This window comes from Rahnella perminowiae (genome assembly GCF_019049695.1).
In the GTDB taxonomy this organism is placed as follows: Bacteria; Pseudomonadota; Gammaproteobacteria; order Enterobacterales; family Enterobacteriaceae; genus Rahnella; species Rahnella perminowiae.
In genome coordinates this window covers 48,490-61,283 of record NZ_JAFMOT010000177.1, presented here as the reverse complement: position 1 = coordinate 61,283, position 12,794 = coordinate 48,490, and the positions used below count along the sequence as shown (strand labels likewise).

11 protein-coding genes are annotated in these 12,794 nt (G+C 50.7%); 5 read left to right on the top strand and 6 right to left on the bottom strand.

The window, feature by feature from the left end; all coding sequences use genetic code 11:
• The first annotated feature begins 83 nt into the window (after positions 1 to 83).
• The 4 genes from J1781_RS13380 to dsrB all read left to right on the top strand — a co-directional run bounded on the left by J1781_RS13380 (position 84) and on the right by dsrB (position 2,569).
• The gene (locus tag J1781_RS13380) at positions 84 to 422 is read left to right on the top strand and encodes a hypothetical protein (RefSeq protein WP_217219177.1); all 339 of its coding nucleotides are present in this window, start codon (positions 84 to 86) and stop codon (positions 420 to 422) included.
• 109 nt (positions 423 to 531) lie between these two features.
• Complete coding sequence (locus J1781_RS13375) at positions 532 to 1,455, top strand: potassium channel family protein (RefSeq protein WP_217137816.1); 924 nt, start codon at positions 532 to 534, stop codon at positions 1,453 to 1,455.
• Positions 1,456 to 1,753: 298 nt separating this feature from the next.
• Positions 1,754 to 1,963, top strand: a complete 210-nt coding sequence (cspE, locus tag J1781_RS13370; protein WP_013575246.1) for a transcription antiterminator/RNA stability regulator CspE — start codon at positions 1,754 to 1,756, stop codon at positions 1,961 to 1,963.
• A 408-nt stretch (positions 1,964 to 2,371) separates the two neighbouring features.
• Positions 2,372 to 2,569, top strand: a complete 198-nt coding sequence (dsrB, locus tag J1781_RS13365; RefSeq protein WP_015697634.1) for a protein DsrB — start codon at positions 2,372 to 2,374, stop codon at positions 2,567 to 2,569.
• A 103-nt stretch (positions 2,570 to 2,672) separates the two neighbouring features.
• Here the strand turns inward: dsrB and J1781_RS13360 are convergent, their stop codons facing one another.
• The 5 genes from J1781_RS13360 to J1781_RS13340 all read right to left on the bottom strand — a co-directional run bounded on the left by J1781_RS13360 (position 2,673) and on the right by J1781_RS13340 (position 9,959).
• Positions 2,673 to 4,373, bottom strand: a complete 1,701-nt coding sequence (locus J1781_RS13360; protein WP_129951037.1) for a methyl-accepting chemotaxis protein — start codon at positions 4,371 to 4,373, stop codon at positions 2,673 to 2,675.
• A gap of 242 nt (positions 4,374 to 4,615) precedes the next feature.
• Positions 4,616 to 5,230, bottom strand: a complete 615-nt coding sequence (gene rcsA / locus J1781_RS13355) for a transcriptional regulator RcsA (RefSeq protein ID WP_129951038.1) — start codon at positions 5,228 to 5,230, stop codon at positions 4,616 to 4,618.
• 387 nt (positions 5,231 to 5,617) lie between these two features.
• A complete protein-coding gene (locus J1781_RS13350; protein ID WP_129990855.1) occupies positions 5,618 to 6,808 on the bottom strand; it encodes a glycoside hydrolase family 88 protein in 1,191 nt (396 codons plus the stop codon).
• Positions 6,805 to 8,094 carry an oligosaccharide MFS transporter gene (locus J1781_RS13345; protein WP_129951040.1) on the bottom strand — a complete coding sequence of 430 codons (1,290 nt, stop codon included), beginning with the start codon at positions 8,092 to 8,094 and terminating at the stop codon, positions 6,805 to 6,807. Before J1781_RS13345 ends, J1781_RS13350 begins: the two co-directional genes overlap by 4 nt.
• Positions 8,095 to 8,120: 26 nt before the next feature.
• Positions 8,121 to 9,959: a DUF2264 domain-containing protein gene (locus J1781_RS13340; RefSeq protein ID WP_217233730.1), complete on the bottom strand. Its 1,839-nt coding sequence runs from the start codon at positions 9,957 to 9,959 to the stop codon at positions 8,121 to 8,123.
• A 261-nt stretch (positions 9,960 to 10,220) separates the two neighbouring features.
• Here J1781_RS13340 and J1781_RS13335 point away from each other — a divergent pair, with 261 nt between their 5' ends.
• Complete coding sequence (locus J1781_RS13335) at positions 10,221 to 11,072, top strand: AraC family transcriptional regulator (RefSeq protein ID WP_217233729.1); 852 nt, start codon at positions 10,221 to 10,223, stop codon at positions 11,070 to 11,072.
• Here the strand turns inward: J1781_RS13335 and J1781_RS13330 are convergent.
• The gene (locus J1781_RS13330) at positions 11,069 to 12,454 is read right to left on the bottom strand and encodes a CoA transferase (RefSeq protein ID WP_217233728.1); all 1,386 of its coding nucleotides are present in this window, start codon (positions 12,452 to 12,454) and stop codon (positions 11,069 to 11,071) included. The two genes, J1781_RS13335 and J1781_RS13330, sit on opposite strands and share 4 nt — an antisense overlap.
• Positions 12,455 to 12,794 lie beyond the last annotated feature (340 nt).

The following is a 12,794-nucleotide window of genomic DNA, read 5'->3' as shown; positions in this document are numbered from 1 at the left end:
TTTACTCTTTACACGTTTCTGTGACTTCTCGGCTTGAAAGCGCGGTGGTATCCTGCTGCCTTTCGCCGGGCGAAGGAAAACCAGTGGCTAAGAGTTTTGACGAACTCATCAGAGATATGGATCTGATGATTGAACATGTGGACAGGCTGAAAAACTTGCCCCCACGGGCTGCTCAACCAGCGGTCTCTGACAAACCTGCGTACGATTCTTTCGGTGAGATTTTCGCGCTGAAGGCTGTCATGCGGGCTTTTATCTCTTCAGTCGACACCATCGTAAAAGTGCAGATTGCGAAGAAAGTTGAGCAGGATATCGGCCATCTCGAGAATACCGTGCGGTCGATTGGCGGCGGCAGTGCGGACGCAGAAGACGTCGCGCAAATTACGGCGTATGTTCGCCACGCGGTATCTGAATTAATGGATTAATGCCTCGTTCCGCCAGCAGACCCACCCTTAAAAGCCGGTCACACAGCGTATTGCACCAATACTTTGTGTGACCGGCTTTTTTATGGGCTGTTTGTCCGTAGGCGCGGCAATGAAAAGCGTCTATTCTTGCCATAATTCCTTTTTGCCGGTGCCGGTTATGTCTCAGGATTATCGTTTTTTCGCGTCAGCCCGACGCCGTTGTTATGCCCTTTTATTTGAACACCGCACCCGCACTGGACGACGGATGGAAATATTTTGGATCCTGTTGTCACTGCTCAGCGTGCTGGTGTTGTTTATCGAATCCAGTGCACGTGACTTATTTCCGGCGACACCTGAGATCATCCCGTTGTTCGGCCTGGTCGAAATGGGGTTTACCGCGCTTTTTACGCTGGAATACGTTTTACGGGTGATCTGTTCGCCGCGCAAAACCCGCTATCCGGTGAGTTTTTTTGGCATTATTGATCTCTGCACCATTCTGCCCATGTACATCCTGTGGATGCTGCCTTCTTTTGCGGGGGCGGGGAATCTGGAGATCCTGATCCGCCTGCTGAGAATTTTACGTGTGCTGCGGGTGCTGAAGCTGCTGCGCTATATGAGCGACGCCGGGGTTTTATGGCGCAGCGTGATGCGCGCGAAACGTAAGCTCAGCATCTTCTTTGGGTTTGTCGCCATCATTCTTTGTCTTTTTGGCGGGCTGATGTTTGCAGTCGAAGGCGGCAGTGACGGATTCACCTCGCTGGGCGCATCTGTTTACTGGGCCGTGGTGACACTGACGACAGTCGGATACGGTGACATTACGCCGCATACCGCGCTGGGAAGAATGCTTGCGTCGGTGCTGATCCTGCTGGGGTACTCTATCATCGCCGTGCCGACCGGGATTTTAACGGCTTATATGTCACAAGAATTGGAAAAAGGGCGTGCTGCCCGTTCCTGTCAGACTTGTCTGCATTCCGGCCACGAAATTGATGCAAAATTTTGCGCGCACTGTGGAGCGGTTTTGGCAGCAGATAATCCACAACCCGTTGAAAAGTAGCCTGATAATTGTACGCCAATTGTACTGTCTGGTACAAAAAATGACTAATCTAACGCTTTACCGCCGCATTGCATTAAAAAGAGTTGCTATTAAGGGGCAGTCATGAGTAAATACATACCGGCCTGTGGTACAGACCTATTTATGCACGACATCCTGAGTAAAGTTGTTCCAATTTAAAGCGTTATCCATGATAACCCTGCTCTGACGAATTTCCTTCTTAGTGCCTCCATAAGTAACGACTGAAATCCGGCTATAACATGCCCATGGTGGCGAAATTTATTTTTAAAAGGTAATTCCTATGTCAATGATGAAAGGTCAGGTTAAGTGGTTTAACGAGTCTAAAGGCTTTGGCTTCATCACTCCTGCTGACGGCAGCAAAGATGTGTTCGTACACTTCTCCGCTATCCAGGATCAAGGTTTCAAGACCCTGGCTGAAGGCCAGAACGTACAGTTCACTATCGAGAACGGTGCTAAAGGTCCGTCTGCGGCTAACGTTACCGCTATCTAATCTTACTTTACCGCTGTTTCAGCGATAAAAGTACAGATGACAAAAACCCGCATGCGCGGGTTTTTTTACGCCTGTTGTTTGCCCATTCACTCTTTGCTGATAGGTTTTTTGTCATTTTCGCGAGCGTCTGCTGTCTTAACCGGCGGTCACTGGCTAAAAGATAAAAAAAAGCCCGCACAGAGGCGGGCAAAATATTTCTTATGACATTCATTCTGCACTCCCTCGGGGGTGAGCACGCAGCCAGTATAGAAGAAATGAAACTCAGGATTCTTGCCCGAATTCGTTAAGAAAGTGCAAATGATTTCCACCGGGTTATTTTACCGTTTCGCATCATCTTTCCTGTCAGGCATGCCTTTGTGCAATGGTCTGTACTACAATAATCATAATTGAAAACCATGGGATAACCTGATGAAAGTTAATGATCTTGTGACAGTAAAAACTGACGGCGGACCGCGCCGTGAAGGTAAGGTATTAGCCGTAGAAGAGTTTTATGAAGGCGTCATGTATCTGGTTTCGCTGGAAGATTATCCGGCAGGTATCTGGTTCTTCAATGAAGGCGATACTAAAGATGGCACATTCGTTGAACCCCGCGAAGGTTCTGAATAATATTTATGCGATGTCTGTCGTGAATAAAAAAAAAACCGGGGCAAGATTTTTGCCGCCGGTTTTTTTTACTTATTGCCTGCCGGTAATGACGCTGAGGCCGTTATCAGAACGTTTCCCAGTTCGGTTCATCGTTTCCCCCTTTAGGCGAACGGGAAGCCTGGCCGGGCAGGGAGCGGGATGATGCCGGGGGTTGTGGTTGCGCACTGCGGATGCTGCCATCGAGACGGAACACAGCCACAGCCTGTGTCAGGCGGGCGGCCTGCTCTTCAAGTGACGCGGCGGCGGCAGATGCTTCCTGCACCAGCGAGGCGTTTTGCTGCGTGACACCATCCATTTCTGACACTGCCTGGCTGACCTGACTGATCCCGCGACTTTGTTCATCCGATGCGGAAGCGATTTCGCCCATAATGTCCGTCACATGGCTGACAGCGGTAACAATTTCTGACATTGTGTCTCCCGCGTCACCCACCAGAATGCTGCCTTCACCAACGTAATCGACAGATTCTTCAATCAGTGCTTCAATTTCTTTCGCTGCCTGTGCGCTTCGTTGCGCCAGATTGCGCACTTCGCTGGCCACCACCGCAAATCCACGTCCCTGCTCACCGGCGCGTGCTGCTTCCACAGCAGCATTGAGTGCCAGAATGTTTGTCTGAAAAGCGATACTGTTGATCACATTAGTGATTTCGGCGATTTTGGTCGAACTCCGGGAAATCTTATCCATGGTACTGACCACGTCCGCCACAATATTCCCGCCTTTTTGCGCTTTGTTTGAAGCGTCTGCAGCCAGTTTACTGGCGTGATGGGCATTTTCGGAGTTCTGTTTCACCGTAGCCGTTAGCTGTTCCATACTGGCAGCCGTTTCTTCCAGTGCCGCGGCCTGTTGTTCGGTCCGCGAAGACAAATCGGTATTACCTGAAGCAATTTCCGTCGAGCCCTGATAAATAGACACCGCGCCTTCACGTACAGTCAGAACCGTTGATGCCAGCGAGCGTTGCATTTGATCCACATTATTACTCAGTACGCCGATTTCATTGCGGCCCTGCACTTGTGCGGGTTGCGTCAGGTCTCCCTCAGCAATTTTCTGAATGCGCATCACCAGTCTGTTCAGCGGATGAATAATGACTTTACGCATCACCAGGTAAGTGATGAAGGTCAGCACCAGTGCCAGCAGGAAACCGCCACCCATCAGGGTATAACCGAGCACGGCATTATGCTGCGCTTTATCATTGATGGCATTAGCCGTTTCGGTACGATAAGCAATTGCCGCCAGCAAAGGGATATTATTGGCGAGATCCAGACTACGTACCGTTTCTGCTTCCTGAGAAATGACTTCCTCGAAATGTGCCTGTCTGGCCGATTCCAGCATCGGTGCCATGCCTTTGGTCAGATAATCGTCATAGGCTTTTTTCAGCGGTTCATCAATTTCCCGATCTTTATCGGTTTTATTCGGCCGGTTGATATAAGCCTCAAACGAAGTTTGTGACTGTTTAATTCGGCTGGCAGCGTCTTTCAGGTTTTGGTTAAACACATCCTGGTCACCAATACGCGCCGCTGCGGCGGCCTGAATCAGCAACAAACGTGCGGTACGCAGATGGTTTGAACTGTTGGAAAGAGCCAGACGGATTTGCAGCTCCTGGGTAGCATTTGCCAGCGCGGCATTACTTTGTTTTAGAAAGAAACCGGAGGTGCCGACGGCAACAGCAAAAAGGAAAAGTATCCCGGTAAGAATCAGGCTAATCAGGGTGATAAGGCGAATATTGCTGATAAAAGAGGTTCTGGTCGTTGAAAATGTAGGAGTATCCATTTTATTTTGTTCCGCTCAATTGATCCTGTATACCGCCTGTTCCGGGCGGTCAGTGACAGCGATAAAGGCATTGCCAGCGGGCAAGTCCGGCCGTGACGAAAAAGACGCCATAAGGAGTCATCGGCATTCCGGCGGAGGGATTCAGTTTATATTTGTGGCGGAGATCTCATTTTCAGAGATTAACGAAGATTTCTACAGGCTGCGCCGTTGCGTAACCTGTAGCCGAAAGAGAAGAGAGGTGATTAATTCACATAAATACCATTGGTGAGCTGATCACATAAACGAACGACGTGATAAATAATATGTTTATTCGGTGATTTTATTTTCCTTTTAATATTTCCCTTATAGGAAGACACCGTTTTGGTTTTAATTTGTAACTTGTCGGATATTTCAATGGTGCCGTTACCGGACATCCACATTCTGAGCATCGCTGATTCAGAACGACTGAGCATCACAGGCCGGGTATCGAGCATTCCACTCCCGGCGGGATCCTTCGCCTGAGGTAATAACGGATGATTTATTAATTGCTTCAGTGTGTCGGCTTTAATGGATTTGGAGGTAATAATCACGTTTTTACGAACAAAAATATACTCTTCGAAATGAATACGTGTACGGGACATAAAAATAAAAAACAGCGTATCAGGGGAGCCGGTGATCAGTTCTCCGAGACGTTCTTTATTGCCTGAATGAGGTGATATGCAATCCTCGTTAATAAAAACAATCGAAGGATTCAGTTTGTTGCAACCATTAAGAAACTGCTCAAAATGGCTGACGTAACTGACATCTTGTTCACTGGTGAGAAATTGTTGCAATCCGAGACGTGTATACCGGCATGGATCCAAGATTATCGTATGCATAGTAAGTCCTCATAGGACGTCCCTGTTCTGCATAATGATTGGATTTTTTGTGTCAGCACAGCAGGCACAAACTGTGTGCTGACTCTACTTTTTGCATGAAAATCGGACAGTTGGAAGTGATTTTTTTACCCCTTAAGGGGCAGGGAAGGATTTGATAAATTTGCTTTATGTCACAATTAAGTTTGTAACTGTACAAAAAGTGGTCCGTATTAAGACTATTTTTAATGGATGTAATGACATAGAAAAAAAACTAATTGATTAGGATGTTACGGTAACACGCCGGTACCTCTGTCAATACAATGAAGACCCTGCTTATGCTTAAAAACAATTCACGAATGAAAAAGGGCAGAAAAGCAGACGCAGTGCGTAAACACTGCGTCCCGGTCATCACCAGTAGGATTGCCAGCACTGCGTCACACGGGTCAGGGCTTCGACATAAAAGTAGTCACCCCAGCTGCAACACTCATCAACACCTTTACCGCTGGCCATATGATAGACAGAATGCTTAAGTAAACCGTCACAATCTTCGTCCTCACGGGTAAGATAATTCTCGGTCAGTGAATCCATAATGCGCAGCGCCATTTCTTCATAGCACACCCGTTTGTCATCGGTGGCTGGCAGCGTGGTCGCAAGCGTCAGCAGACCGCAGACCCCAATCGCCGCAGCCGAACTGTCGCGAACGGCATCGGTGCCGAGCAACGCCAAATCCCAGTGGCAGACATCGTCTTCCGGTAAGCGGTTAAGGAAATAATGTGCCAGACGCCGTGACAGCTCCACCTGATCTTCATCGCCGGTATAACGATAACTGAGCAAAAAGCCGTAGATACCCCAGGCCTGACCGCGTGACCAGCATGAGTCATCGGCATATCCCTGATGCGTATTACCAAAACGCGGTTCGCCGGTCACAGTATCCATGTAATACGTGTGATAGGTGGAGGCGTCCGGGCGCACAATATATTTCGCCGCCTGTTCTGCATGCGCGCGGGCAGCATCGGCGAAGCGCGGTTCACCGGTTTGTTCACTCGCCCAGTACAACAAGGGCAAATTCATATTGCAGTCGATAATCATGCGGCCGGCCTGTTCCGGGTCATGCAAATCGCCCCACGCCTGTATGATTTTCGCCCGGCTATTAAAACGTTCCATCAGGGCTTCTGCTGCCAGCAGTGCAAAACCACGAGCCTGCCGGTTGCCGGTCAGTTTGTAGGCGCTGACGCACGAGAGGCTGTAGAGAAAACCGAGGTCATGCGTCGCGGTATCAATGCGGTTGGCGATACGGTTACCAAACGATGTCACTTGTTTTTCTGCTGCCAGACGGTAACGGTCATCGCCGGTCATTTCCCACGCCAGCCAAAGCTGGCCGGTCCAGAAACTGGTGGTCCATTCCACATTCTCTGTCAGCGGGTAATGGCCGTTTTCGCAGGTTTCTGCCGGGAATTTATCGCCGAACTTTTCCAGATTACGGGAAATTTTGCTGAGTACCGTCTGGCGCGCCCGTTGCATCTTTTGTGCAAAAGCGATTTTATCCAGCTGATTCAGTTCCACGGGTAGCAACGTCTCTTTCGCGATGGTGATCGTCATACTTTCTCCCTTTCCATTCCAATTGTTTCAACTTCAACCTGCACCGCAGGCACGGGGGTGCCTGAGCGCAGGCTGTGACAGGCGGATAATGTGAAGGCGGAAATCAACGTAAAGCACAGCGCGATACCGCCCATAATCAGATAAGTGTGTTCAAAACCAATACGGTCGTAGAAGTAACCGGCAGGCGGGGCGACCACAATGGAGCCGACGTATATCATGGCCTGATAACCCAACAGATACATGGTGGCGTTGACGCGTTTGCTGAAATGCTCGGCGATGTACTTGAACACTGACACCAGCAGCAACGCGATTTCCAGCCCGTAGAACGGTTTGATAATTGAAATCAGCAGCGGGTCGTGGGTCAGCCCGGAGGCAATCAGGCGTAATCCCACCAGTGCGCCGACCAGCAGCAGGCTCTTCTTGGCACCGAAGTAGTTCACCAGGAAAGGGATAACCATCATCATCAGAAATTCGAGACCGGACTGCACCGTGCTCAGATAGCCGTACCAGGCGTTGCCTTGCTCTTTGGTATCGAAGAAGGTGACGAAATAGCGTGAGAATTGTTGTTCGGCGACAAACATCATCCACGCGACACCAGCGACATACAGCGAGAACATCCAGAACTTGCGGTTTTTGAGCAGTAAAATCACATCGCTGAACACGATCTTTTGCTGTGAAATGACGTCGTTATTTTTAAGTTCTTCATCACCAATTTTCAGTGAAAGCAGCACCATCAGCATGACCAGCGAGGTCGCGCTGCTCAGGCCAAAGTTCCAGGCAGGGGAGAGGTTAAACAGCACGCCGGAAAACGACGCGGCCAGCGCCCAGCCCAGTGACCCCCACATGCGAACCTGGCCAAATTCCATATGATACAAGCGACTGAAACGGTCAGCATACGATTCGGATGCTGCCACACCGGCGTACCAGCCGAGGCTCAGATACAGCGCACCGACGATAATCCCGACCATCAGGTGGCTGTTCAGCAGTGGCTGGTAAACGAAAATAAAGAACGGTGCCATCAGGGCGGAAACCAGCACCACAAAATACAGCAGAGATTTGCTCATGCCGATTTTGTCCATGATATAGCCGTAAACCGGCTTCATGACCACCGCGAAAACGCCGTTAATGGCAAACACGGTGCCGATACTGACACTGTCGAGTCCGGCTTTTTGCCCCAGCCATAAGGCATATAGCCCGAAGCTCGAAGACCAGGTGAAGAAATACAGGAATATAAAGCTGCTCATTTTGTAATAAGCCGTTTTACTGGCTGTTTTTATGGCTTTCATCGTGACTCCTGAAACGGCTATTGCGGTTAAGCTAAAATGATTTGTCCGTTATGACCCGGATATTGCCAACGTAGCTGCTGCCCTTCGCGGGAGACTTCCGGTAAAGGGAGGCTGCGAATATCCGTGCTGGCCGAGGCCGACACGGCAGTGATCAGCCAGTGAGATCCCACCGGCAGGGCATTTTTCAATACGGGTATGGCGGCGGTTTCGGCGAACATAATGCTGCTATTGGGCGGGGTGATAACGGTGGACGCTTCGCGCGACGTGTTATCTTCCAGCGCGACAATCCGGCTGATGCCGTTACCGGCTGTGACTGTCACCGCCTGTTTTTCTGCCGGATGCAGTATTTGCGTTGAAGGTGTCTGCATCACTGCAAAACCGCCTTCGGCCGTCTCCAGCGGACGCTGATTCTCAATGTGATGGACCCGCAAATGCCAGTCACCGCAGGGGATCAGCCAGGTGCGTACTGCTACGTCGTGCCACGGCAGCCAGCGGGAATAAATCATCCCGACGGTGATGCGGGTGTCGGCACAGTCGCGACGTCCGCGATAATAGCCGTCGCCCTCAGAGAACATCAGCATCGAATCGCAACCGGCATGATTCAGACCGTACCGGCCGCGATCCAGGGTGAATCCGAACTGACTGGAATAGGCGAATTTGGTGTATTTGGCTTCGGTATTCACAAAATTATTCAGCTCAAGCTGACCGGACGTGAGCATCACAACATGCTGACCTCCGGCATCGCGGGTCAGGATCTGACTGGCATGAGGAATGCAATGAGTGTCGGGCAGTGCCGGAAGGGGCGCCTCTTCTGCCGCCCAGAAGGCATCGTCCGGCGGCAGTGCCAGCACCAGGAACAGTTTGCATGCCCAGTAAGGTGAGCCCGGTGCGTTATAGTCTTCCGCCATCACCAGGTTCGGTGTGTGATAACCGATACTGAGCACGCCGTCGCGGTCGAAAATCGGCTCTTTCAGCCAGTGACGCAGATGGCGCAAAATCAGCCCTTTGATGATGCCCGGAGTGAACACGTCCAGTTGGCTGTACGCTGCCGCACTCCAGAACGCTGCTTCGGCAAAACGGTAGGTCAGGCTGCGTCCGAAAGGCACCGCTGCGCCACCCGCGGAAAACATCGTAATGAAATCATGTGCGAAACGTTGTGCCCGTTCACGCAGCATGGCTGCACGTGATGCATCCACATCAGCCATATTCTGAGCGTACAGCAGGCCGTAATAATGAAACGCCATCGAAATGTAGTAATCACGCGGCCTGCCGGGACCGTCGGAATACCAGCCATCGCCCAGATAATAATCTTCCATCAGCGCAAAACGGGCTGCCACGGCTTCCTGATCCCAGGGTAATCCGGATGTTTTAAAGCCCATCTGCACCATAACCGGGAAGAAATTCCAGTTGTTATTCGGGATGGTGGCATCACGCCCCTGATTCAGCCAGTCCGCCAGATTTTGTTGTTCCTGAACGCTGAAATGCTGCAACAGTTTTGTGTCAAGCAGCGTCAGCCCGACACCAAACGCCGCCATTTCCACACAGCGCTGATCAAAATCGCGGATATCTCCCCAGTATTGCGGATGCTGCGGATCAGTGCCGAAACGAATGGCATCCAGATAAAAAGATAAATCCTCACATTCACCTCCACCGGCCAGCAGCGGGAAAATGCCCCACAACATGCGCGACAGTGCTTCCATTTCGGCAATTTTTTTTCCGTAATGGGTGGTGGAATTTCCGAGGTTGATTCCGCTTTTGCCTTCTTCCGTATAAGGCGACACCGCCGAGAGCAACTCTTTCAGCAGATGCTGCACATCATCGCGGGTCTGTAACGGATTATTAATGTTCACTTTTTTCAGCGTCATAAAAATTCTCCCGGTGACGTAAGGGAAGCAAAAAATAAGGGTTTATTAATTTGAAATATTATTTCAATTCTCTGTGCTGCGAGTGAAATATAGAGAAATGAAAAACACTGATTGTTACGTGCTTCACAAAATGAGGTGATTTTTGAAATTGTGATTATTAAATCGCGACTAAAAGGGCTTAAATTATAAAAAACTGACTGAAAATTGTGTTTTGTTGTCCTTGTCGTTTTACGGTGCCAAATGAAAATGAGGAAAACAGGTATGCCCGTATCTGATTATCTGGAGCGTATTGCCCTTAATGAACGTCAGGTTTCCTTTAACCGGATGAACCGCGGGAGTGCCAATTATTTTCACTGGCATCAGTGTCTGGAATTACTTTTTGTCAGTCAGGGCTACGGGATTGTCATTGTGGATAATCAGCAATACACACTGCGTCCGGGGCGCTTGTTCGTTTTTCCGCCTTTTAAACTGCACAAAGTGTTTGTCGAATCCGGTGAAAAGAACCTGTATTTACGCACCACCATCCATCTGGATCATCAGTTGCTGGATGGTTGCCTGCAATCATTCCCGCAACGCCGGGCGAGGTTCGCAAATTTGTGGGATGCCGATCGTGCAGCACATATTTATGCTCTCAGCGAGCATGCCAGCCATATAGAAGTCATTCTCGAGCAGTTCAATCAGTTGTCCGAACCGCAGGCCGATCAGTGGGAAGAAATTACCCTGCTGATCTTGCAACTGATGGCATTTATGCCAGCGGAAGACGTGTTGCCAAAAACTGTCAGCCGGACAACAGCTTCTAAAGTCATGCAATGGATTGAAGAAAATTACGTGCAAAAATTTTCGCTGGCGGAACTCTCTGTGGCCCTCGGATTGTCAGAAAGTTATATCTCGCGGGTATTCGGGCAGGAAACCGGTGGCTCAATTCAGGATTATCTCGCCACCCGGCGGGTTAAACGGGCATGTGAATTGCTGCGTTCCACAGACCGTTCGGTCGAAGCGATCGGGCTGCAATGCGGATTTACTGACGCGCCGTATTTCATTACCCGTTTTAAAAAGATGATCGGCAAAACGCCGTTGCAGTATCGCAAGGCGGCGTTTTCTCTGACGACTTAACGCCAGCTGGCGGGTGCAGAACCGAGCGGGGAAGCGGGGAGGCGCCACCTTAAGGTTGTGTTTTCCAGATGAACGGGAGGAAGCAGTCGCCGGGCATTGCCCCAGACCGTGCGTTCGGGCTCGGATGAAAAATCGTCCTGTTCTGCAGATTCAATCAGCGGTTCGTGACATGCTGCTGCTGATGCGCCATTTTTCATCAGTTCACAGGCAGTGCGTGCCAGTGAAAGTCTGCATTCACTGCCCTGACCGGTTTGCATACGTTGCGCCAACCCGTGGAGCACAGCGGCAGCCATCAGATAACCGGTCGTGTGATCCAGCCCCTGAACCGGCAACGGCACCGGTTTGTGACTACCGGAAAGCCGCATTCCCTGTGCTGCAATCCCGCAGCTCATTTGTACCAGACTGTCATATCCGCGCCGTTCGCGCCATGGCCCGCTCCAGCCATACGCATTCAGACACACATCCACCAGCCCCGGCGCAATCGCACGACGCTTTTCACTGCCATATCCCAGTCTGTGCAGCGCGCCCGCGCGATAACCATGAACCATCACATCCGCGTCCCGCAGTAATTCTTCGAAACGGTGCCGGTCCTGCGGGTTATGCAGATTCAGCCGTGCGCAATGTTTGCCGAGTGTGATATCCGCTTCCTGACTGGCTTCATCCCAGCCGAAAGGATCAATACGCAATACCTCGGCGCCCAGTCCGGCGAGAAAACGCGTGGCCACCGGACCGGCGAGAATTCTTGTCAGGTCGAGTACTTTCACGCCTGCCAGCGGCTGTAGCGGGGACAATTCCCATTGCGGCAGTGCAGCCTTAGCTGACACCGAATGTTGAAAAAGAGGTTCCGAAATCAGCGACTTTCCCTGTACATGCTGCTGCCATTCTTCCGGGCTGAACATCTGTGCGGCACATCCACCCGCCCGCACAACGGCTTGTTCAAGTTCTGCTTTTTTCCACATCTTCACCCGCAGCGCCAGCGCCTCATGGTTTTCTGCTTTGCCGAGCAGTGTCTCTACGACCTTGCGGTGGACGGGGGCATTAGTATGCAAACGGATCCAGCCGTCCGCGGTGGCGTAATCCCCCGCCAGGCTGTCCCAGGCGGGTGGTATATCCCAGCCTTCAGGCCGGATACTGGTTTTGCACCACAGCGAGGCCAGGCGACGATCCACAGTCACCGTATCGTGTTTATCGCTTTTAAGAGCAACAAGCTGTGAAACGGCAATACCCGCCAGCGCCACAGAGGCGGCAATCAGTGGCGTGACCGGATAATAAGACGGAAGATTGCCGGTACCGCTGACATGGAGCGTACAGGGAAGTGAAATTTTGCCGCTTAACTGTGCGTATAGCTCACGCGCTTTCTCCTGAATCTGTTCATCGGACATGCGGGGATCTCCATGCAATAAACAAAAAAATCACCAAACTATAAGCATTCAGCATAGCAGGACGGGCAAAAGGCGCGCTATCTGGCGAGAATGACTCGATGAGGGAGAAATAACAGTAACCTTCCGGTAACAGAATGCTCCTAAAGTCAGCCGTGATTTGCGCGCCAAAACAGGGCAGGAATAGCGGCTCAAATCCGGGTTTCTGAAAACCGGCTCAGCCCCTGTCATACGGGGAACGGGCGCGGTAAGAACTGATGACTTTTACAAGCAAAATATTAGCTGAATGCATTCAATTTCTTGTACGCGGCTTGTGAATTTTACGTTAGCCTTAGGGTCGAAA

Coding starts and splice junctions, on each gene's coding strand:
- J1781_RS13375 (WP_217137816.1), top strand. CDS start 532: ATGAAAAGCGTCTATTCTTGCCATAATTCCTTTTTGCCGGTGCCGGTT.
- cspE (WP_013575246.1), top strand. CDS start 1,754: ATGTCAATGATGAAAGGTCAGGTTAAGTGGTTTAACGAGTCTAAAGGC.
- dsrB (WP_015697634.1), top strand. CDS start 2,372: ATGAAAGTTAATGATCTTGTGACAGTAAAAACTGACGGCGGACCGCGC.
- J1781_RS13360 (WP_129951037.1), bottom strand. CDS start 4,373: ATGGATACTCCTACATTTTCAACGACCAGAACCTCTTTTATCAGCAAT.
- rcsA (WP_129951038.1), bottom strand. CDS start 5,230: ATGCATACGATAATCTTGGATCCATGCCGGTATACACGTCTCGGATTG.
- J1781_RS13350 (WP_129990855.1), bottom strand. CDS start 6,808: ATGACGATCACCATCGCGAAAGAGACGTTGCTACCCGTGGAACTGAAT.
- J1781_RS13345 (WP_129951040.1), bottom strand. CDS start 8,094: ATGAAAGCCATAAAAACAGCCAGTAAAACGGCTTATTACAAAATGAGC.
- J1781_RS13340 (WP_217233730.1), bottom strand. CDS start 9,959: ATGACGCTGAAAAAAGTGAACATTAATAATCCGTTACAGACCCGCGAT.
- J1781_RS13335 (WP_217233729.1), top strand. CDS start 10,221: ATGCCCGTATCTGATTATCTGGAGCGTATTGCCCTTAATGAACGTCAG.
- J1781_RS13330 (WP_217233728.1), bottom strand. CDS start 12,454: ATGTCCGATGAACAGATTCAGGAGAAAGCGCGTGAGCTATACGCACAG.